The sequence below is a fragment of the Sphingomonas sp. DG1-23 genome, assembly GCF_030730875.1.
Lineage (GTDB): Bacteria > Pseudomonadota > Alphaproteobacteria > Sphingomonadales > Sphingomonadaceae > Sphingomonas.
Genome location: NZ_JAVAMA010000005.1, coordinates 61,790 through 81,645 on the forward strand (window position 1 = coordinate 61,790; position 19,856 = coordinate 81,645).

At 67.7% G+C, this 19,856-nt stretch carries 22 protein-coding genes and 1 tRNA gene; 11 read left to right on the forward strand and 12 right to left on the reverse strand.

Annotation, left to right across the window (positions count from 1 at the left end):
- Nucleotides 1–543: 543 nt before the first annotated feature.
- Nucleotides 544–620: transfer RNA gene (locus tag Q9Q95_RS09880), tRNA-Pro, on the reverse strand.
- 141 nt (nucleotides 621–761) lie between these two features.
- Between Q9Q95_RS09880 and yajC the strand changes: the two genes are divergently transcribed.
- Genes yajC through Q9Q95_RS09905 form a run of 5 tightly spaced genes read left to right on the forward strand, consistent with a single transcriptional unit; the run spans nucleotide 762 to nucleotide 4,726 of the window.
- Complete coding sequence (gene yajC, locus Q9Q95_RS09885; protein WP_306096484.1) at nucleotides 762–1,103, forward strand: preprotein translocase subunit YajC; 342 nt, start codon at nucleotides 762–764, stop codon at nucleotides 1,101–1,103.
- A complete protein-coding gene (secD, locus tag Q9Q95_RS09890; RefSeq protein ID WP_306096486.1) occupies nucleotides 1,103–2,701 on the forward strand; it encodes a protein translocase subunit SecD in 1,599 nt (532 codons plus the stop codon). The genes yajC and secD overlap by 1 nt, the downstream gene beginning before the upstream one ends.
- A gap of 10 nt (nucleotides 2,702–2,711) precedes the next feature.
- Nucleotides 2,712–3,677, forward strand: coding sequence for a protein translocase subunit SecF (secF, locus tag Q9Q95_RS09895; protein ID WP_306096488.1), 966 nt, complete (start codon nucleotides 2,712–2,714; stop codon nucleotides 3,675–3,677).
- Nucleotides 3,678–3,689: 12 nt separating this feature from the next.
- Entirely contained in the window at nucleotides 3,690–4,061 is a 372-nt protein-coding gene (locus Q9Q95_RS09900; protein ID WP_306096490.1) for an Mth938-like domain-containing protein, read from the forward strand.
- 14 nt (nucleotides 4,062–4,075) lie between these two features.
- Nucleotides 4,076–4,726, forward strand: a complete 651-nt coding sequence (locus tag Q9Q95_RS09905) for an alpha/beta hydrolase (RefSeq protein WP_306096492.1) — start codon at nucleotides 4,076–4,078, stop codon at nucleotides 4,724–4,726.
- A gap of 79 nt (nucleotides 4,727–4,805) precedes the next feature.
- On the opposite strand, the gene Q9Q95_RS09910 is transcribed toward Q9Q95_RS09905, so the two are convergent.
- Both Q9Q95_RS09910 and Q9Q95_RS09915 read right to left on the reverse strand, forming a co-directional pair.
- Entirely contained in the window at nucleotides 4,806–6,032 is a 1,227-nt protein-coding gene (locus tag Q9Q95_RS09910; protein ID WP_306096494.1) for a threonine synthase, read from the reverse strand.
- Nucleotides 6,033–6,135: 103 nt separating this feature from the next.
- On the reverse strand, nucleotides 6,136–6,987 hold the full coding sequence (locus Q9Q95_RS09915) for an endonuclease/exonuclease/phosphatase family protein (protein WP_306096496.1): 852 nt from the start codon (nucleotides 6,985–6,987) through the stop codon (nucleotides 6,136–6,138).
- A 98-nt stretch (nucleotides 6,988–7,085) separates the two neighbouring features.
- Here Q9Q95_RS09915 and hslV point away from each other — a divergent pair, with 98 nt between their 5' ends.
- Both hslV and hslU read left to right on the forward strand, forming a co-directional pair.
- The gene (hslV, locus tag Q9Q95_RS09920; protein ID WP_306096498.1) at nucleotides 7,086–7,640 is read left to right on the forward strand and encodes an ATP-dependent protease subunit HslV; all 555 of its coding nucleotides are present in this window, start codon (nucleotides 7,086–7,088) and stop codon (nucleotides 7,638–7,640) included.
- Between the two features lie 193 nt (nucleotides 7,641–7,833).
- Nucleotides 7,834–9,126, forward strand: coding sequence for an ATP-dependent protease ATPase subunit HslU (hslU, locus tag Q9Q95_RS09925; RefSeq protein ID WP_306096500.1), 1,293 nt, complete (start codon nucleotides 7,834–7,836; stop codon nucleotides 9,124–9,126).
- A gap of 140 nt (nucleotides 9,127–9,266) precedes the next feature.
- Here hslU and Q9Q95_RS09930 read toward each other — a convergent pair whose 3' ends face one another.
- The 8 genes from Q9Q95_RS09930 to Q9Q95_RS09965 form a co-directional block, all read right to left on the reverse strand.
- Nucleotides 9,267–9,665 (reverse strand): hypothetical protein, encoded by a 399-nt coding sequence (locus Q9Q95_RS09930; RefSeq protein ID WP_306096502.1) that lies wholly within the window; start codon nucleotides 9,663–9,665, stop codon nucleotides 9,267–9,269.
- A 2-nt stretch (nucleotides 9,666–9,667) separates the two neighbouring features.
- Entirely contained in the window at nucleotides 9,668–10,069 is a 402-nt protein-coding gene (locus Q9Q95_RS09935) for a hypothetical protein (protein WP_306096505.1), read from the reverse strand.
- Between the two features lie 36 nt (nucleotides 10,070–10,105).
- On the reverse strand, nucleotides 10,106–10,834 hold the full coding sequence (gene gloB, locus Q9Q95_RS09940) for a hydroxyacylglutathione hydrolase (RefSeq protein WP_306096507.1): 729 nt from the start codon (nucleotides 10,832–10,834) through the stop codon (nucleotides 10,106–10,108).
- Between the two features lie 38 nt (nucleotides 10,835–10,872).
- On the reverse strand, nucleotides 10,873–11,922 hold the full coding sequence (locus Q9Q95_RS09945; protein WP_306096508.1) for a nitronate monooxygenase family protein: 1,050 nt from the start codon (nucleotides 11,920–11,922) through the stop codon (nucleotides 10,873–10,875).
- Nucleotides 11,919–12,374 carry a VOC family protein gene (locus tag Q9Q95_RS09950; protein ID WP_306096509.1) on the reverse strand — a complete coding sequence of 152 codons (456 nt, stop codon included), beginning with the start codon at nucleotides 12,372–12,374 and terminating at the stop codon, nucleotides 11,919–11,921. Before Q9Q95_RS09950 ends, Q9Q95_RS09945 begins: the two co-directional genes overlap by 4 nt.
- Before the next feature lie 197 nt (nucleotides 12,375–12,571).
- Nucleotides 12,572–13,321 (reverse strand): tetratricopeptide repeat protein, encoded by a 750-nt coding sequence (locus Q9Q95_RS09955; protein WP_306096511.1) that lies wholly within the window; start codon nucleotides 13,319–13,321, stop codon nucleotides 12,572–12,574.
- Complete coding sequence (locus Q9Q95_RS09960) at nucleotides 13,303–14,049, reverse strand: alpha/beta hydrolase (RefSeq protein WP_306096513.1); 747 nt, start codon at nucleotides 14,047–14,049, stop codon at nucleotides 13,303–13,305. Before Q9Q95_RS09960 ends, Q9Q95_RS09955 begins: the two co-directional genes overlap by 19 nt.
- A gap of 167 nt (nucleotides 14,050–14,216) precedes the next feature.
- Entirely contained in the window at nucleotides 14,217–15,095 is an 879-nt protein-coding gene (locus Q9Q95_RS09965; RefSeq protein WP_306096516.1) for a neutral zinc metallopeptidase, read from the reverse strand.
- 115 nt (nucleotides 15,096–15,210) lie between these two features.
- On the opposite strand from Q9Q95_RS09965, the gene Q9Q95_RS09970 reads away from it, so the two are divergent.
- From Q9Q95_RS09970 to Q9Q95_RS09980, 3 genes are all read left to right on the forward strand, one after another.
- Nucleotides 15,211–16,350 carry a patatin-like phospholipase family protein gene (locus tag Q9Q95_RS09970; RefSeq protein WP_306096935.1) on the forward strand — a complete coding sequence of 380 codons (1,140 nt, stop codon included), beginning with the start codon at nucleotides 15,211–15,213 and terminating at the stop codon, nucleotides 16,348–16,350.
- A gap of 133 nt (nucleotides 16,351–16,483) precedes the next feature.
- Nucleotides 16,484–17,269: a 3-hydroxybutyrate dehydrogenase gene (locus Q9Q95_RS09975; RefSeq protein WP_306096517.1), complete on the forward strand. Its 786-nt coding sequence runs from the start codon at nucleotides 16,484–16,486 to the stop codon at nucleotides 17,267–17,269.
- A gap of 20 nt (nucleotides 17,270–17,289) precedes the next feature.
- Nucleotides 17,290–17,919 (forward strand): DUF4893 domain-containing protein, encoded by a 630-nt coding sequence (locus tag Q9Q95_RS09980; protein ID WP_306096519.1) that lies wholly within the window; start codon nucleotides 17,290–17,292, stop codon nucleotides 17,917–17,919.
- A gap of 72 nt (nucleotides 17,920–17,991) precedes the next feature.
- Here Q9Q95_RS09980 and Q9Q95_RS09985 read toward each other — a convergent pair whose 3' ends face one another.
- Entirely contained in the window at nucleotides 17,992–18,351 is a 360-nt protein-coding gene (locus Q9Q95_RS09985; RefSeq protein WP_306096522.1) for an endonuclease domain-containing protein, read from the reverse strand.
- Nucleotides 18,352–18,571: 220 nt separating this feature from the next.
- On the opposite strand from Q9Q95_RS09985, the gene Q9Q95_RS09990 reads away from it, so the two are divergent.
- Nucleotides 18,572–19,852: an amidohydrolase gene (locus tag Q9Q95_RS09990; protein ID WP_306096523.1), complete on the forward strand. Its 1,281-nt coding sequence runs from the start codon at nucleotides 18,572–18,574 to the stop codon at nucleotides 19,850–19,852.
- Nucleotides 19,853–19,856: the final 4 nt, after the last annotated feature.

Genomic DNA, 19,856 nt, shown 5'->3' on the forward strand with positions numbered 1-19,856 from the left:
GCTCCACCGCCACCACCGCCGCCCGGGCCACCTGTGCCGTTGCGGATGCGTGGTCAGGCCGCAGCCATCGGTATCATCGAGCCGGACCCGTGGCCGTTCGACGGGTGCGTGCGCCGCGAGCCGGTGTTGGACGAGGATTACCCGCCCCGCGTGGTCAGGAAGGTGGGCTGGCACCGCTGCCTCAAGTGCCGTCGCCCATTCTTCTCAGAGGACGTGTTGCGCCTGCGGCTGTGTAGCGGCGCACAGGGCTGCCGGGGAGACGAAGACAGATTCAGATAGCGAGACAGCGCGGGGGTCGTTCCATCACCCGCCGCGCCGAGGGTTAAGGCCACCGACCCCTCGCCATTAAAACATCGGGGCCAGCAGCGGGGTCGCTCTCCTTGAGACCTGACGCTGCCAGCACCCTGCGCCCTCGGGCGTGGGGTGCTGCTATGAGCGCGACGAGTCACGGGCGACAGCTTACGGTCTGCTTATCACCGGCGCGGGCAAGGAAACGGGCAGCTTGCGCTGCCCGGGTAACCTATTGAAATGGTGTGGTAAAATTGGTCGGGGCGACAGGATTCGAACCTGCGACCCCCACACCCCCAGTGTGATGCGCTACCAGGCTGCGCTACGCCCCGACCAAGGGTGCGCCCTCTATTCCGGTCCGGCGCAGGATGCAAGCGACTGCGACAATAGTTGCGCGCCTTTGTACGCCATGTTAGCGCGCGCCGCTTGAACGGGGCCGTTCCGCGTCTCGCAATCCAGGCAAATAAAAACCCATGTTCGCCACCCCAGCATATGCACAGGCCGCAGGCGCGGCACAGGGCGGAAGCACCGCCGGCGCGATCGTGTCGCTGCTCCCGCTCGTCCTCATCTTCGTGGTCTTCTACTTCCTGATGATCCGCCCGCAGCAAAAGCGCATGAAGGCGCTGCAGGATGCGGTCGGCGGCGTCAAGAAGGGCGATTCGGTGGTCACCGCGGGCGGGCTGATCGGCAAGGTCACCAAGGTCGACGAGACCGAGGTCGAGATCGAGCTGGGCACCAACGTAAAAGTCCGTGCGATCAAGGCGACTCTCGCCGAAGTGCGCCCGCTGGGCGGCGCCAAGCCCGCGAACGACTGATGCTCGATTTTCCCCGCTGGAAAGTCTGGGCGGTCATCGTCACGATCGTCGCCTGCGTGGCGCTGTCGATCCCCAGCTTCGTCCCCGAGAATATCCGCAGCACCTGGCCGCGCTGGGTTCCCCAGCCCTCGGTGAGCCTCGGCCTCGATCTCGCCGGCGGCTCCTATCTCCAGTATGAAGCCGACACCAAGGGCGTCGCCGCGGCGCGCCTCGACGGGATGCGCGAATCGGTGCGCGCGGTGATGCGCCGCGATCCGCGAATCGAGATCGGCGACATCTCTGTCCAGAACGGCCAGTTGAGCTTCATGGTGCGCGACCCCAGCAAGGTCGATGCGGCGCGCGAGCGCCTGCTCGAGATCACCGGCAGCGGCGCAGGGCTCACGGGTCAGCGCGTCTGGGACATTTCGGTGCGCGATTCGTCCGTCTTCGTGCTCACGCCGACCCAGGCCGGGCTCGAGGAAGCGCTCAACACCGCGATGGACGACGCCCGCGAGATCATCTCGCGCCGCATCAACGAGTTCGGCACGCGCGAGCCCAATGTCGTCCGTCAGGGCAAGAACCGCATCGTCGTCGAAGTGCCCGGCCTCAAGGATCCGCAAGGGCTCAAGAAGCTGATCGGCGAGACCGCCACGCTCGAGTTCAAGCTCGTCGACACCAGCGTCACGCCGCAGCAAATCCAGTCGGGCACCGTGCCGGCAGGCAGCCAGGTCCTCCCGATGGTCGAGGGCGGCGGCCAGATTGCGGTGTTCCGCAACGCGATGATCACCGGCGACATGCTGGTCGACGCGCGGCAGGACTATGATCCGCAGGACGGTACCCCCGGCGTCGCCATCCAGCTCGACGGCGTCGGCTCGCGCCGCTTCGCCAAGGTGACGCAGGAAAACAGCGGCAAGCCTTTCGCGATCATCGTCGACGACCGGGTGATCTCGGCCCCGAACATCAACGAGCCGATCCTCGGCGGCGCGGCGCGCATCAACGGCGGCTTCACCGTCGAGAGCGCCAACGCGCTCGCGATCTCGCTGCGCTCGGGCAAACTCCCGGTCAAGCTGCGGATCGTCGAGGAACGCACCGTCTCGGCCGAGCTCGGCAAGGATTCGATCCAGAAGGGCATCCTCGCCGGCGTGATCGGCACACTGGCGCTGATCTTCTTCATGATCGTCACCTATGCCCGGTTCGGCGTCTATACGACCTGCGCGCTGGTGGTGAATGCGTTCATGATCATCGGGATCATGGCGATCTTCAACGCCACGCTGACCTTGCCCGGCATCGCCGGATTCGTGCTGACGATCGGCGCCGCAGTCGACGCCAACGTGCTGATCAACGAGCGCATCCGCGAGGAGCAGCGCGTCCGCAATCGCAACGCGCTCGCTTCGGTCGAGTTCGGCTACAAGGAAGCCAGCCGCGCGATCTTCGACGCCAACATCACCAACGTGATCTCGGCGGTGATCATGTTCGCGATCGGCTCCGGCCCGATTCGCGGCTTCGCGGTCGTGCTCGCGATCGGCATCGTCACTTCGGTCTTCACCGGCGTCACCTTCACCCGTCTCCTCGTCGCGGACTGGCTGAAGCGCAACCGCCCCAAGACCATCCAGATCTGAGGCCGAAAGCATGTTCCCGCTCAAGCTCGTCCCCGACAACACCAACATTCCGTTCCTGAAATACCGGAACATCGCGATGGTGCTGTCGATCCTGCTGATCATCGCCTCGATCGTGCTCTGCGTGGTGCGCGGCTTCAATCTCGGCATCGACTTCGTCGGCGGCCAGACGGTGCGCGTCCATTTCGACCGCGCCGTCCCGATCGACGAGATCCGGACCAGGATGGCGTCGATCGGTTTCGACGACGTCACCATCCAGGAATTCGGCAGCGCGCAGGAAATCGGCATCCGCACCTCGCTTCCCGAAGGCGGCGACACCGCGGCCGAGGCGGCAGCGACCAAGATGCGCACGGCGATCGAGAGCAACTTCCAGGGCGCACGCGTCACCGGGGTGGAGAGCGTCTCGGGCAAGGTTTCGAACGAATTGTTCCGCACCGGCGCCTGGGCGCTCGGCGTGGCGATGGTCGCGATCGCGCTCTACATCTGGTTCAGCTTCGAATGGCAGTTCGGCGTCGGCGCCTTGTTCGCCTTGTTCCACGACGTCGCGCTGACATTGGGCTTCTTCGCGGTCACCCAGCTCGAATTCGACCTGAACGTCGTCGCGGCGATCCTGACGATCATCGGCTATTCGCTCAACGACACGATCGTGGTCTATGATCGCATCCGCGAGAATATGCGCAAATATCGCAAGATGGAGATGGTGCCGCTGCTCAACCTCTCGATCAACGAGACGCTGTCGCGCACCGTCGTCACCAGCCTGTCGATCGGGATCGTGCTCACCATCCTGCTCGTGCTCGGGCCCGAGGTGATCTTCGGCTTCACCGCGTCGATGCTGCTCGGCATCGTCATCGGCACTTTCTCGTCGGTCTATGTCTCGGCGGCGATCCTGCTCTGGCTGCGCCTCAAGCCCGACAGCTTCGTCCAGAAGGCTACCGGCGACGACAATGCCGAGCGCGTGACGACGCGCGACCTGCCCTAAGCGGACGACGCGATGAAGATGGAACGCCGCAGCGCCGAAGGGCCGGTGATCTCCGGTTTTTCCGGGCGCGGCTTCCGGGTCGACGAAGGCGTGTACGAAGGGCTGCTGATCACGCCGCAGCGCGCCGATGGCTGGTCGCCCCCGCCGATCGCCGAACTCGGCGAGGCCGATCTCGCGCCGGTCCTCGCGCTCGATCCGCAGCCCGAATTCCTGCTGCTCGGCACCGGCGACACGCTCGTCCGCCCCCCGGCCGCCCTTGTCAGGGCGCTGGGCGCCCGCGGGATCGGCATCGAACCGATGGACAGCCGCGCCGCAGCACGCGCATGGGGGGTGCTGCGTGCCGAACTGCGCTGGGTAGCCGGCGCGCTCTACCCGCTCGGCTAAGGATTCCCACGCCAATGCAGCAATTGAACGGCCCCAGCCTCACGCCCGCGTCGGGTGGCGCGCCGAAGCAGATCGTCGTCCTGCTGCACGGCTATGGCTCGAACGGTGCCGACCTGATCTCGCTCGCGCCGATGTGGCGCCAGTTGCTCCCCGACACGCTGTTCGTCGCGCCCAATGCCCCCGAACGCTGCCCCGGCGCGCCCGGCGGCTATCAATGGTGGGCGCTGCACGATCTCGGCCGCCCCGCGCTCGCCGCCGGCGCCCGCCACGCCGCACCGGTGCTCGACGCCTATCTCGACGGTCTGCTCGCGGAGCATGCGCTGGAGGAGGACAAGATGGTGCTCGCCGGCTTCAGCCAGGGTACGATGATGGCGCTCCATGTCGGCCCCCGCCGCGCGCGGCCGCTGGCCGGCATCCTCGGCTATTCGGGAATGATCGCGGGGCCATCGCTCGACGATACGGAGGTGCGCAGCAAGCCGCCGGTGCTGCTGATCCACGGCGATGCGGACACGATCGTGCCCCTCAGTGCGTACCACCATGCGCATGCCGAGCTGGGGCGGCTGGGCTTCCCGCTCGAAGGCCATGTCTCGCACGGGCTGGGACACGGCGTCGATCCAGCGGGCATCGAGATGGGCGCGAAGTTCGTGACTCGGGTGCTGGGCTAGCCGTGCTCCTGCGAAAGCAGGAGCCCAAGGTCTCACAGGACGTCGCTTGCCGCCCTGGACTCCTGCTTTCGCAGGAGCACTAAAGAGCGCTCCAATCCACCGGTGCGTGCCGGTCCAGATATCCGGACGCATCCGCCAGCGGATATTTCAGCCCCGTCGCGCAGTTGAACAGGACGGCTTTCTCTTCCGCGTCGACCAGCCCCGCCGCCCGTGCATCGCGATACGCTGCCAGCGTCGCCCCGCCCTCGGGACACAGCAGCAGCCCGTCGCGCTTCCCGGCATCGTCCACCGCCTGCATCAACGCCGCGTCGCTCACCGCCAGCGCCTCACCCCCGCTCGCGCGCACCGCGTCGAGGATCAGGAAATCGCCCACTGCCTGCGGCACGCGGATTCCCGCCGCCACGGTATGGGCATCTTCCCAACGCACCGCATGCCGCTCGCCTGCCTCGAACGCCCGCACGATCGGCGCGCAACCCTCGGCTTGCACTGCGTACATCCTCGGCCGCTTGCTGCCGATCCAGCCCAGCGCCTCCATCTCGTCGAACGCCTTCCACATCCCGATCAGCCCGGTTCCGCCGCCGGTGGGGTAGAAGATCGCGTCGGGCAGTTCCCAGCCGAGTTGCTCGGCGAGCTCGAGCCCCATCGTCTTCTTGCCCTCGATCCGATACGGCTCCTTGAGCGTCGACAGATCGAACCAGCCGCGCGCTTCCTTCCCCGCGCCGACCAGCTTCCCGCAATCGTCGATCAGGCCATTGACCCGATAGACCCGCGCGCCCTGCGCCGCGATTTCGCGCACGTTGATATCGGGTGTGTCGTCGGGACAGAAAATCACGGCCTCGATCCCCGCCCGCGCGGCATAGGCGGCCGCCGCGGCCCCGGCATTGCCGTTGGTCGGCATCGCGATCGTGGTGACGCCCAATTCCTTCGCCATCGCGATCGCCATTACGAGGCCCCGCGCCTTGAACGAGCCGGTAGGCAGCCGCCCCTCGTCCTTGACCCAGACGTTCCCTGGCTCTTTCTCCAGCGGCACGATCGGCGTCGCGCTCTCGCCGAGGCTGACGATGTTCGCGGTGTGCCGCACCGGCAGCAGCTCGCGATATTTCCACAGATCGTCGGGCCGCGCGGCAAGCGTCTCGGGATTCAGCGCCGTCCGCACACCATCAAGGTCATAGCGCACCAGCAGCGGCCGCCCGACCCGCGACAGCCCGTGCAGTCGGTCGGCCTCGTATCGCTCCCCGGTCATCGAACATTCGAGATGGCTGACGAAGGTCGGGCGATCGGCGGTGAGATTGTCGTTATGGGACATGCGGCGACGCTTACTCCAAACCGTCATCCCGGCGAAAGCCGGGACCTCAGGCGGCACGCGAACGGCTCGCGGCGCGAAATCCCGGCGTTCGCCGGGATGACGATCAGCGCTTCACCCACCCCAGCTCGGTCATCACCGGGAAGTGGTCCGAAGTCTGCACTGCGCCCCGATGATCGGTGATCGTCACCGTCCGCTTGGCCACGAAACCGCGCGTGAAGATCCAGTCGATCCGTTTGTCGGCAGTGCCGGTGAAATTGTGGAAGGTCATCTCCGGCCCTTCGCGTTTCGGTGCGCCCGTCCACGCATCCTCCAGCCTTGCGCTCAGCGTCCGGTAGGCCGCGCTGCCGGGAATGGTGTTGAAGTCGCCGGTCAGCACCACCGGCGTGTCGCCCGCCATCGCCTCGATCCGTTCGAGGATCAGCGCCGCCCCCTTGGTGCGTGCGTCCTCGTCCTCGGCGCGATACGGCAGATGCGTGTTGAACGCATAGAAGCGCCGCCCGCCTTTGATCGTCTCGAACAGCCCCCATGTCACCATGCGCGGCAAAGGGTGCCCCCAGGTCAGGCTGCCCACCACATCCGGCGTGTCGGACAGCCAGAAATTACCCGACTCGACCAGCTTGAGGCGGTCGGTCCGGTAGAACATGCCCATATGCTCGTCGTCATGCCCGCCGCGGCGATCGACGCCGAACCATGCATAGCCTTTGAGCTTCGCGACCAGATAATCGCCCTGCACCTTGAGCAATTCCTGCGTCCCGAACAGATCGGGCGCGGCCTTTTCGAGCATCGCCACGGTCACGTCGCGGCGCTTGCTCCACGCATTGGCGCCGTCCTTCTCGTTGGCGTAGCGGATGTTGAAGCTCATCACCTTGAGCGGCGCCTGCGCCATCGCCGGCCCGGCCACGGCCAGCACCATCGCCGCCACCAGGCTCCACCACATCCGCATCCCGATACGCATCCTCAACTCCCTCGTCGCTGTGCCCGCATAGGCCACAGGATTGTTTCGCCAGGGTTGCCCCTTTGCGGCGCCGATCGATCACCCCATATCCGCCGCCTATGAGCGAAAACAGCAATGCGTGGCACGGCACCACAATCCTCTCCGTGCGCAAATCGGGCAAGGTGGTCATCGCAGGCGACGGGCAGGTCTCGGCGGGCAACACCGTGATGAAGCCCAATGCCAGAAAGGTCCGTCCGCTGGGCGACGGCAAGGTGATCGCAGGCTTTGCCGGCGCGACCGCCGATGCCTTCACTCTGTTCGAGCGGCTCGAATCCAAGCTCGAGCGCCATCAGGGCCAGCTGCTGCGCGCCGCGGTCGAGCTCGCCAAGGACTGGCGCACCGACAAATATCTCCGCAACCTCGAGGCGATGCTGATCGTCGCCGACAAGGATGTGACTCTGGTGGTCACCGGCAATGGCGACGTGCTCGAGCCCGAGGGCGGCGTCGCGGCGATCGGCTCGGGCGGCAATTTCGCGCTCGCCGCGGCGCGCGCGCTGGTCGATTACGAGACCGACCCCGAGAAGATCGCCCGTCAGGCGATGAAGATCGCCGGCGAACTCTGCGTCTACACCAACGACCGGCTGACCGTAGAGATGCTGGACAGCGCGACCTGAAGTGACATCCCCTCCCTCTTGGGGGAGGGGACCGGGGGTGGGTAAGAAAGGTCGGGCTCGATGCGCGCGCTTTTCTTTCAGCCACTCGCCCCGTTGGGCTCGCTGCGCTCGCACCCTCCGACCCCACACCGCTTGAAGCCACGCCCCCGCCCCCACATCTAGAGCGGGAAGAAGCACGGAACCCAATCCCCACATGAACGAAGCTCTCACGCCCAAGGCGATCGTCGCCGCCCTCGACTCGCACATCATCGGCCAGAAGGACGCCAAGAAGGCCGTCGCGGTCGCGCTGCGCAACCGCTGGCGGCGACAGCAGCTCAGCGCCGACCTTCGCGACGAGGTCACGCCCAAGAACATCCTGATGATCGGGCCCACCGGCTGCGGCAAGACCGAGATCAGCCGCCGTCTGGCGAAGCTCGCCGACGCCCCGTTCGTCAAGGTCGAGGCGACCAAGTTCACCGAAGTCGGCTATGTCGGCCGCGACGTCGAGCAGATCGCCCGCGATCTCGTCGAGGAGGCGGTCCGGCTCGAGAAGGAGCGCCGTCGCGCCGCGGTCAAGGACAAGGCCGAGGAAGCGGCGATGGGCCGCCTGCTCGACGCGCTCACCGGCAAGGATTCGTCGACCGCGACCCGCGAGGCGTTCAAGCAGCGCTTCCATGACGGCGTGCTCGACAATACCGAGATCGAGATCGAGGTCGAGCAGGCCCAGGCCATGCCGTTCGACATTCCCGGCGCCGGCGCGCAGATGATCAATCTCGGCGAGATGATGAAGGGCCTGTCGGGCACCCCGCTCAAGCGTCGGAAACTCAATGTCCGCGCGGCATGGGACAAGCTCGTCGAGGAAGAGGCCGACAAGCGCCTCGACCAGGACGAGGTCAGCCGCCAAGCCCTCGCCGACGCCGAAGCCAATGGCATCGTGTTCCTCGACGAGATCGACAAGATCGCAGTCTCGGACGTGCGCGGCGGTTCGGTCAGCCGCGAGGGCGTCCAGCGCGATCTGCTGCCGCTGATCGAAGGCACCACGGTGGCCACGAAGTACGGCCCGATGAAGACCGATCACATCCTGTTCATCGCGAGCGGCGCCTTCCACGTCGCCAAGCCGTCGGATCTGCTCCCCGAGCTCCAGGGCCGCCTGCCGATCCGCGTCGAACTGAAGGCCCTGACCGAGGAGGATTTCGTCGCGATCCTTTCGGACACCAAGGCGAGCCTCGTCCAGCAATATGCCGCCTTGCTCGGCACCGAAGGCGTGCTAATTGATTTCACCGAAGACGGTATCCGTGCGGTTGCAAAGATCGCCGCAGAGGTTAACGGCGAGATCGAGAATATCGGCGCGCGGCGGTTGCAGACGGTGATGGAGAAACTGCTCGAGGAAGTCAGCTTCGACGCCGAGGACCGCGCGGGCCAGACCCTCGCGATCGATGCCGCCTATGTCGACAAGCAGCTCGCCGCCGTGGCGCGGAACACCGATCTGAGCCGCTACGTGCTGTAGAAGATCCTCCCCCGGGGACCGGGGGAGTGGCAGGCGCAGCGTGACGGAAGGGGCGCTTCGGCAAGCGAGCCGCCTGTTGCGGAGCCCCCTCCGTCGCCTTCGGCGCCGCCTCCCCCGCTGCGTGAGGGAGGATGTTCAGTTCATTCCTTCACGTACGGGGTGAACGCTCCGAACCGGCAATAGGCGCCCGGGATGCGGCTTCCGGGGTCGACCGGCCGGAACAGGTCGTTCTTGCAGATCTGCGATCCGTGCAGCTCGACGACGAGAATGTCGTATTGGTCGAGCGACGGGCAATCCGCCGCGAGATCGTTGCGCCACACCCGCCTGCCGTCGCGATACAGGATCGTCCGCGCATCCACGATCTGCGGGCCGTTGACGCTCGATGGCGAAGACAGACAATTCTGCGGCTTGCCGGCCACGCGGCCCTTCAGCGCCTCGCTCAGGTCGCGCTGGGCCTCGGCCTCGCGCGATGCCTGCAGCGCGGCGTTGCCGGTGCAGCCAGCCAGCGCAAGCGCCGCGAGCATGAGGACCTGTCGCATGCCTATCTCCCTTTGTCGCGCGTATAGGGCGTGAACTTGCCCAGCGAGCAGCTTCCCGAAAGCACCCCGCCCATCGGCGATCGCGTCTGGATGATGTCGCCGTCGCAATATTGGCCGCCAAAGGTCTTCGAGACCAGGATGTCGCCGCGGCGCAGACCCTCGCAATGGCCGACCACGTCGTTGCGCCACATCCGTCCCCGCCCTGCGACATAGAGGATCGTGCCGTCGAAGGTGCGAATCTCGTTGAACTGGTCGCGCCGGATGCAGCGCAGCGGTTCGCCCGGCACGAGCCCGGCCAGCGCCCTGGTCATCCGTGCCCGATCGCGCGCGTCGGACTGTTCGGTGGCGGCGGTGGTGGTGCAGGCGGCGAGCAGCAGGAACGCGGGCACGGCGAGACGCATCATCCTATACTCCTCAAGCCCCATGCGAACATAAACCGTTCAGCCGCGAAATGCATCCTTGGCCGCGCGCCGCTCCGCCAGAATTTCCACGCTCTCCGCGCGCAGGAACGGATTGGTGGCACGCTCGGCCGCGATCGTCGTCGGCACGGTCGCCTCGCCCGCCGCCCGCGCGCGGTCGACGTCCGCCATCCGCGCGCGGATCGCTTGATTGGCGGGCTCGGCGACCAGCGCATAGCGGCCGTTCGACTGAGTATATTCGTGCGCGCAATAGACCCGCGTCTCGGGCGGCAGCGCGCCCAGCCGCTGCAAATTCGCGAACATCTGCGCCGCGGTCCCTTCGAACAGCCGCCCGCAGCCCATCGCGAACAAGGTGTCGCCGACGAACACCACGCCGTCCTCCGCGAAATGATAGGCGATATGCCCCGCGGTGTGCGCCGGCACCTCCATCACCGTCGCGGCATGATCGCCGAGCCGCACCACATCGCCCTCGCCGACCAGCCGGTCCGCAGTCGGGATCTTCGCCGCTTCGGCCGCCGGCGCGATCACCGGAACCTTCCACGTCGCCTTGAGCTCGGCATTTCCTCCGGTGTGATCGGGATGCCAGTGCGTGTTCCAGATCGCGGTGAGCCGCCAGCCCCGCTCCGCCAGCACGCGTTCGACGCCGGCCGCTTCGGCAGGATCGACCACCATCGTCCCGCCCGAGGCGGGATCGTGGACCAGCCAGATGTAATTGTCGCTGAGCGCGGGTATCCGGACGATATCGAGCATGAGAGCAAGTTAGGCGCTCGCCACCCGCGGCGCCAGCCTCAGGCGGCGAATGTCGCGGCCAAGGTCTCTTCGGCAAGCAATCGGGTAAGCGCCTCCGCTGGCATTGCGCGCGCCAGCGGAGCCCCCTGCCCGGCCCACGCGGGCGAATAGTCCGTCCGGCCGTCCGCCTCCGCCGCTGCGCGCAGCGGCGCCAGCGCGGTCGCCGCGTGCGGGAATGCCGGCGCGAGCGGCGAGATCGGCCCGAGCGCGTCGATCAGCCGGTTGCGGAACCCGCGCGCCTCGCGGCCGGTCAGCACATTGGTGAACACCGTCTCGGCCTCGCTCCCCAGCAAACGCCGATGCATCGGCGAGGCCATGCTTTCGGGCGCGGCGAGATAGGCAGTGCCCAATTGCGCCCCGCTCGCCCCCAGCGCCTGCGCCGCGGCCACGCCCGCGCCGTCCATGAATCCGCCCGCCGCGATCACCGGCAGGTCGATCGCGCGCGCGATTCGCCGCACCAGCGCCAGCGTTCCGATCGGCCGGTGCCCTTCGAGGAACCACCCCGCATGCCCGCCCGCTTCGCCGCCTTGCGCGATCACCGCATCGCAGCCCTGCCGCGCGAGAAAGCGCGCCTCGTCGGCCGTCGTCGCATTGCCGAACACTTTGGCGACCGCCTTGACCCGCGCGAGCAAAGCCGGCGCGGGCAGCCCGAAATGGAAGCTGACGATGTCGGGCCGCACGGCTTCGACGGCCGCGCACAAAGCTTCATCGAACGGTCGCCGCAATGTCCCCGGCCCGACCGGCGGCGCGACGCCCTCCCGCGCATAGAAAGGGGCGAGCGCTTTCCGCCACGCTCCATCGTCGGGCGCGTCGTCGAGTTCGTGACAGAAGAAATTGAGATTGAGCGGCCCGTCCGCCGCGGCGCGCACTTCCGCCGCCTGCGCCGCGACCTGCCCGGCATCGAGCATCGCGCAGGGCAAGGATCCCACCGCCCCGCCGCGGATCGCTGCGACCGCCAGCGCGACGCCGCCCGCCCCCGCCATCGGCGCCTGCACGATCGGAGCCTCGGCTCCGGTCAGCGCGCGAAAGCGGGCGGCGGGGTCGCTCACCAGCTGCCGGTATTCGGCATCGACGCCCAGGGCTCGGCCGGCGGCAGCGGGTCGCCGGCCTGGAGCAATTCGATCGAGATCAGGTCGGGGGTGCGCACGAACGCCATATGCCCGTCGCGCGGCGGCCGGTTGATCGTCACGCCGCCGTCGAGCAGCCGCTGGCAGGTCTCGTAGATATTGTCGACGCGATAGGCGAGATGCCCGAAATTGCGCCCGCCCGTATATGCCTCGGGCGCGCTGCCGTCCTCGGCGGGCCAATTATAGGTGAGCTCCACCTCGGCATTGGCGCGCTCGCCGGGGCCGTTCGAATCCTCGGGCGCGGCGAGGAAGATCAGGGTGAAGCGCCCCTTCTCGCTCTCCATTCGCCGCACTTCCTGCAAGCCGAGCAATTCGAAGAACCGCACCGTCGCCTCCGGATCGGTGACGCGGATCATGGTGTGGAGATAGCGCATGGGTGCTCCGAAAGATGTTTCGGCGGAGATAAGCAGGCCGGAGAGCGCCGCCAACCCCAATCCTCCCTAGCGCAGCGGGGGAGGGGGACCAGCGAAGCTGGTGGAGGGGGCTTGGCCGCAAGTGATATCGCCTTGGGGACGCCCCCTCCGTCGCCTTCGGCGCCACTTCCCCCGCTTCGCGAGGGAGGATTTGCATTTTACTTCTCGGTCGCGCCGAATTGCGCCAGTGCATTGCGCGCCGACTCGGCCATCGGGCTCCCCGGGGCGAGCGTCATCACCTGCCCCCATGCCGCCCGCGCGCCGGCCTCGTCGCCCGCGCTCGCGGCAATGTTTCCCGCCTCGAGCTGCACCTGCGGATCGTCCGCCGCGCGGCGCAGCGCCTCGGCGATGTCGGTCTTCGCACGCTGCAGATCGCCCTGCCGCCGCGCCAGCGTCGCCGAGAGCAGCCATGCCAGCGGATCGGCCTTGGCATCGGCCAGCGCACGGTCGAGATCGCTCCGCGCGCCCTCCGTGTCGCCCGCCGCGACCAATGTCCGCGCGCGATCGAGCCGCGCCTCGCCCAGCGCCAGCCCGCGCAGATGCCCGCCCGCCAGCGCCGCATCCAGCGCCGCGCGCGCCTTCACATGCTCGCCCGCCGCCAGCCACGCATTGCCCGCCTGCGCCCAGTAATTGGCCGATCGCACGTCATGCGCATTCTCGGCCTCGCGCGCCGCTTCCTCGAACGCCGCCGCCGCCGAGGGCCAGCGTTTCTGGTTGGCATAAGCGACTCCGAGGCATTGCCGGGCGAGCATCCCGCCGCCCTCGACCCGCCATTTCGCCGCCGCGGCCGCGCCTTGCGACGGATCGCCGGTGGCGAGGTCCATGCACTCGGCATAGCGCGGCGGCTCCTGCCCTGCGGGCGGCGCCGCGACGGTCGCGGCCTGAAGGCTCAGGAGGAAGAAGAACATAAAGAAAGCACGTCCTCGACAGATCGCAGGATCAGCGCGAGGTCCTGGTCGCGCGAGAGCCGGTGGTCGCCGTCCTTGACCAGCACAGTCTGCACCGCGTCTGAACGGAGCAGTTCGGCGAGCCGCGCGGCGCGCTCCCACGGCACCTCCTTGTCGCGCTGGCCTTGCAGCAGCCGCACCGGTCCGTCGAAGGCGATCGGCCCGATCATCATCCGGTTGGCCTCGCCCGAGGCCCAGAAGCCGCGCGTCGTCACCGTCGGCGCGTCGCCATAGTCGTTGGGCTGCTCGAGCCGCCCATGCTGCAGCATGGTGAGCTTCTCCGCCTGGCTGAATCCCCAGTCGGTGAAGTCCGGCGCCGCGGCGATCCCGACCATTCCCTTGACCAATTCGGGCCGTGCCCTGGCGACCAGCAGCATCACCCAGCCGCCCATCGACGAACCGACCAGCACCACCGGCCCCGTCACCTGCGCGTCGATGATCCGGAGCGCATCGTCGCGCCACAGCGCCAGCGTCTGGTCCTCGAATTCGCCTTCGCTCTCGCCGCAGCCGGCATAGTCGAAGCGCAGAAAGGCCTGCCCCGTCCGCTTCGCCCATTCCTCGAGCGCCAGCGCCTTGGTGCCGTTCATGTCGGAAGCATAGCCGCACAGGAAGACGACCGTCGGGCCGGTGCCCGGGGTATGGCGGAAAGCAAGCCTGGGGCGCTCGGGAGCTTCGGGAATATCGGTCATGCCGAGGGCTTAGGGGCGACACCGCCGATCATCAATCCTCCCTCGCGCAGCGGGGGAGGTGGCGCCGTAGGCGACGGAGGGGGCCTCGCCGCAGATGCGCCGCTCGCGGAGAGGCTCTCCCCACTTCGTGGTTCCCTCCCCCGCTGCGCGAGGGAGGATTTAAAGGTTCAACCCGCCGCCGCGAACGTATCGCATTGCGCCGGATCGCCGCTGTCGAGCCCGCGCTGGAGCCACTGCTTGCGCTGCGCCGAGCTGCCGTGAGTGAAGCTGTCGGGCACGACTTCGCCCTGCCCCTGACGCTGCAGCGTATCGTCGCCGATCGCGTTCGCCGCGGTCATGCCTTCCTCGATGTCGCCCGGTTCGAGCCGGCCGCTGCGCTTTGCCCACACGCCGGCATAGCAATCGGCCTGCAGCTCGAGCAGCACCGACAGGCGATTGCCCTCGGTCCGCGATGCGCGGCCCTGCGCCTGGCTGACCTTGGCCGAGGTGCCTTCGAGATTCTGGATATGGTGCCCCACTTCGTGCCCGACGACATAAGCGCGCGCGAAATCGCCCTTCGCGCCGAAGCGCTTGTCGAGCTCGTCGAAAAAGCCGGTGTCGAGGAACACGCCCTGATCGCCGGGGCAGTAGAACGGACCGACTGCGGCCGATGCCTGCCCGCACGCCGACTGGACCGATCCGGTGAAGAAATTGATCGTCGCCGGCTGATAGCGCTGGCCCTGCTCGGCAAAGACCTGGCTCCACACCTGCTCGGTGCTGGTCATCACCCGGCACGCGAACAGCTCTTCCTGCGTGTCGCACGCCTTGGCCGCGCCCTGGCTCTGGCCCTGCCGGGTCTGCGTCCCGCCGCCGCCGAGCAGCCCGCCGCCGCCCATCCCGAAAAAGATCAATGCGACGATGCCGATCAGCACGATCCCGCCACAACCCATCCCGCGTCCGAGCAGCAAGGGCAGCAGACCGAGCAGCCCGAAGCCGCCGCCACCGCCACCACCGCCCGAACCCCAGTCGCGCGCATTATCGGTGGGATCGAGATCGTCGAGCCGCATGGGAACCCCTTCATCGTTCGGTCTCCGCAACAATGCGCGAGAAGCCCGAGCGTTGCACTCGTTTCCTCTACGGGTGAGGATTGCGGTCGTCCCATAGATGCGCCACATGGCCGGCATGGCCGACGCCGATCCCCGCCCGCGCCGCCGCGTCGCCGGACTGCCTTTGCCGGACTGCGTCGCGCTCGTGCTCCAGGGCGGCGGCGCGCTCGGCAGCTTCCAGGCCGGGGTGATCGAGGCGCTCGACGAGGCGCGCATCGACGTGGACTGGGTCGCCGGCATCTCGATCGGCGCGGTCAATGCCGCGCTGTTCGCCGGCAACCCGCCCGAGACCCGCCTCGCCGCGATCCGCGCCTTCTGGGAAGGCGTCACCGGCGCGCTTCCCGATTTCTCGATTCCCCTGAGCGAGACCGCGCGCGAGTTCACCCATGAATGGGCGGCCGCGACGGTGCTGCTCGGCGGCGTTCCCGGCTTCTTCCGCCCACGCCCGATCCCGCCCGCCTTCGCCGCGCCGGGCACGCCCGCCGCGCTCAGCTTCTACGACAGCAGCCCGCTTGCCGACACGCTGAACGCGCATATCGACTGGGATCTGCTCAACAGCGGCCCGGTCCGCCTGTCGGTCGGCGCGGTCGACCTCGCCAGCGGCAATTTCCGCTATTTCGACACCGCCGACGAGCGTCTCGACGCGCGCCACATCATGGCTTCGGGCGCGCTTCCCCCCGGCCTTCCGCCGATCGAGATCGACGGGCGCTTTTATTGGGACGGCGGCCTCGTCTCGAACACGCCGCTCACGCACATCCTCGATCGCCAGTGCGACGATACGCTCGTCTTCCAGGTCGATCTCTTTCCCGCCGCCGCCGATTTGCCCCGCACGATCACCGACGTGCTCGCTCGCGAAAAGGAGATCCGGTTCTCGAGCCGCACCCGCCAGGTCTCCTACGAGCGCCTCCGCCTGCGCAAGGAGCGCGAGGCGATCCGCCGCGTCCTCGCCAGGCTGCCCGCCGACATGGCCGACGACCCCGACGTCGCCGCACTCCGCACCCTCGCCGACGAAAAGCCGCTCAGCCTCGTCCATCTGATCTACCGCGCCAATGCGTGGGAGGGCGGATCGCGCGACTTCGAATTCTCCGCCCGCTCGATGCACGAGCATTGGCAGGCCGGCCGCGCCGCGGTCGCCGAGACGATGGCGAACGCCCAGCTCGTCGCGCAGAACATCCTCGACGGCAAGACCGCCGCCTTCGACCTCACCCATCGATGATGCGCATCGCCCTCACCCTTCCGGCGCCTTCGGCGCCTCCCTCCCTCTCCCGGCGGGAGAGGGAAGGGGCCCGCCGCCGCAGGCGGTGGGAAGGGTGAGGGTGGCCGCAATTTTCTAGCCAGGGAGTCCCCTCATGTTCCTCAAGGGCAAGTCCGCGATCGTCACCGGCTCGACTTCCGGCATCGGCCTCGCTTACGCCAAGGCACTCGCCGCCGAAGGCGCGTCGGTGATGATCAACGGCTTCGGCGACACGCAAGCGATCGAGGCCGAACGCGCCGCGCTCGAAGCCACCAGCGGCGCCAAGGCGCTCCACGATCCCGCCGACATGTCGAAGCCCGACCAGATCGCCGCGATGGTCGCGCGCGCCGAGGAGGAGCTCGGCAGCGTCGACATATTGATCTCGAACGCCGGCATCCAGCACGTCGCTCCGATCGACGAGTTCCCGATCGAGAAATGGGACGCGATCATCGCGATCAACCTCAGCTCGACCTTCCACCTGATGCGCGCCGCGATCCCGGGCATGAAAGCGCGCGGCTGGGGCCGGATCATCACCACCGCGAGCGCGCACAGCCTCGTCGCCAGCCCCAACAAATCGGCCTATGTCACTGCCAAGCACGGCATTGCCGGCCTGACCAAGACCGCCGCCCTCGAAGTCGCCACGCACGGCATCACGGTCAATTGCATCTCGCCCGGCTATGTCTGGACGCCCCTGGTCGAGAATCAGATCCCCGACACGATGAAGACCCGCGGCCTCACCCGCGAGCAAGTGATCAACGATGTCCTGCTCGACGCCCAGCCGACCAAGCAGTTCGTCCAGCCGGAACAAGTTGCCGCGCTCGCGCTCTTTCTCTGTCGGGACGAAGCCGCGGCGATCACCGGGGCGAACTATTCGATGGATGGCGGCTGGACTGCGGCCTAAGCCGGCATCAAAGGGGACGTATGATGAAGTGGATGCTGCCTGTCGCCATCGCCCTCGCTACGGGCCTCGGGGGCTGCAGCGTCTATCGCGAGGCGACCTCGTCGAGCTCGCCGACCAATGTCCGCTGGCAGAGCGTCGCGACCAGCGCCGATCGCGACCGGATCCGCGACTGGCGCAAGGCGTGGGACGAAGCGCTGCCGCTGGCGCGCAAGGCCGACGCCCGGGCGGTCGCCGCCGAGCCCCTGCTGTTCGATCCCGATCGCGCGCTCGCCGACGCCGCGCTGCCGCAGGGCGCCTATCGCTGCCGCACCTTCAAGCTCGGTGCCAAGGGCACCGCGATGCGCGATTTCACTGCCTATCCATGGTTCGACTGCCGCGTCGCCGACGAAGGCGAGGTCAGGAGCCTGCACAAGGTCACCGGCTCGCAGCGCCCGACCGGGCTGATCTTCCCGCACGAGGCGACCCGGCAGATGTTCCTCGGCACCCTCGTCCTCGGCGACGAGACCTCGCCTCTGCGCTACGGCCTCGACGCCGATCGCGACATGATCGGCTATGTCGAGCGCATCGGCCCGAAGCGCTGGCGCCTGGTATTCCCGCGCCCGCGGTTCGAATCGGTGCTGGACGTGGTGGAACTGGTTCCGGCCACCTGAGGGCGGCGAGGTAGATATAACTCCTCCCTCGCGGAGCGGGGGAGGTGGCATGCGCAGCATGACGGAGGGGGCCTATCCGCGCGCTTCCACGTTGGCGATGATGTGCGCTACCACACCCTCGAGATTCCCCAACACCTCCGTCGCCGGAATCCGTAGCGTCGTGACACCCTGCGTCGCCAGCCAAGAATCCCGCGCCGCATCGCGCTCTGGCCGCTCGCCAAAGGCATGCGCCTCGCCATCCACTTCAATGCACAGCTGCGCCTTCGCGCAGTAGAAATCCAGCCGGTATCGCCCGGCCGCATGCTGTCGCCGGAAGTAATGCCCATCGGGCTGCTTGCGAAGTTCCTGCCACAGCAGGATCTCGGGCAGGCTCAGTTTCTTCCGCTCTTCCCGAGCCGCGCGTTTCGCCGAGTTCCAGCCTTTGAGACGCATAGGCCCCCTCCACCACCGCCTTCGGCGGCGGTCCCCCTCCCCCGCAGCAGAGCTGCGAGGGAGGAATTGGCATACAACGAAACTCCTCCCTCGCGAAGCGAGGGAGGTGGCACGCGCAGCGTGACGGAGGGGGCCTCGCCGCACATCCACCCCCTCGACAACACCCCCACCCCCGCATAGCCTCACCTGCATGCACACTTTCCTCACGGCAGCCATCGCCATGACTCTCGCCGCTCCCGCTCTCGCCGCCGATCCCGTCCGCGATGCGACCCAGCGTTCGCTTCCCGAGCTGATGGATTTCTACCGCGACTTCCACGCCCATCCCGAGCTCAGCCTTCACGAAGTGCAGACCGCCGCCAAGCTCGCGGCCGAGGCGCGCAAGGCCGGGTTTAAAGTCACCGAGAAGGTCGGCGGCACCGGTGTCGTCGCAGTGATCGAGAACGGCCCCGGCCCGATTCTCCTCATTCGCGCCGACATGGACGGCTTGCCGGTCACCGAGGATACCGGCCTGCCCTTCGCCTCCAAGGTGCGCACCACCAACGACGAGGGTATCGAGACCGGGGTGATGCACGCCTGCGGCCACGACACCCATATGGCGAGCTGGATCGGCACGCTGCGCAACCTCGCCGCGATGAAAGCCCGGTGGAAGGGCACCCTGGTGATGATCGCCCAGCCTGCCGAGGAACGCGGGATGGGCGCACGGATGATGCTCGAGGACGGGCTGTTCACCCGCTTCCCCAGGCCGCAATTCGCGTTGGCCTTCCACGACGCCGCGTCGCTCCCCGCGGGCGTGGTCGGCGTGCGCTCGGGCTATGCGCTCGCCAATGTCGATTCGGTCGACATCAAGGTTTCGGGCGTGGGCGGGCACGGCGCCTATCCCCAGACCACCCGCGACCCGATCGTACTGGCGTCGCGGATCGTCACCACGCTCCAGACCCTCGTCAGCCGCGAGATCGATCCGCAGGATTCGGCCGTGGTCACCGTCGGCAGCTTCCATGGCGGCTCGACGCACAACATCATCGGCAAGGAAGTGACCCTGCTGCTCACCGTGCGCAGCTACACCCCTGAGGTCCGCAGGAAATTGCTCGACGGCATCGCCCGCATCGCCAAGGGCGAGGCGATCGCCGCCGGCATTCCCGAGGATCGCATGCCGGTGGTCACCGTCCGCAACGAAGGCACCCCCTCGACCTTCAACACCGAGCCGCTCACCGGCCGCCTCCACAGCCTGTGGACCAGCCGCTTCGGCAAGGATCGCGTCGTCGAGACCCCCGCAGTGATGGGCGGCGAGGATTTCGGCCGTTTCTATCTCGCCGACAAATCGATCCAGAGCATGATCTTCTGGGTCGGCGGGGTCCCGAAAGCCAAATGGGACGCGGCCCAGGCGGGCAAGGAAGCCCTGCCCTCGCTCCACAGCCCGTTCTGGGCGCCGGAAGCCGAAGCCGTGATCGGCACCGCCACCGAGGCGATGACAGCCGCCGCGCTCGATATATTGAAGCGTTAAATCG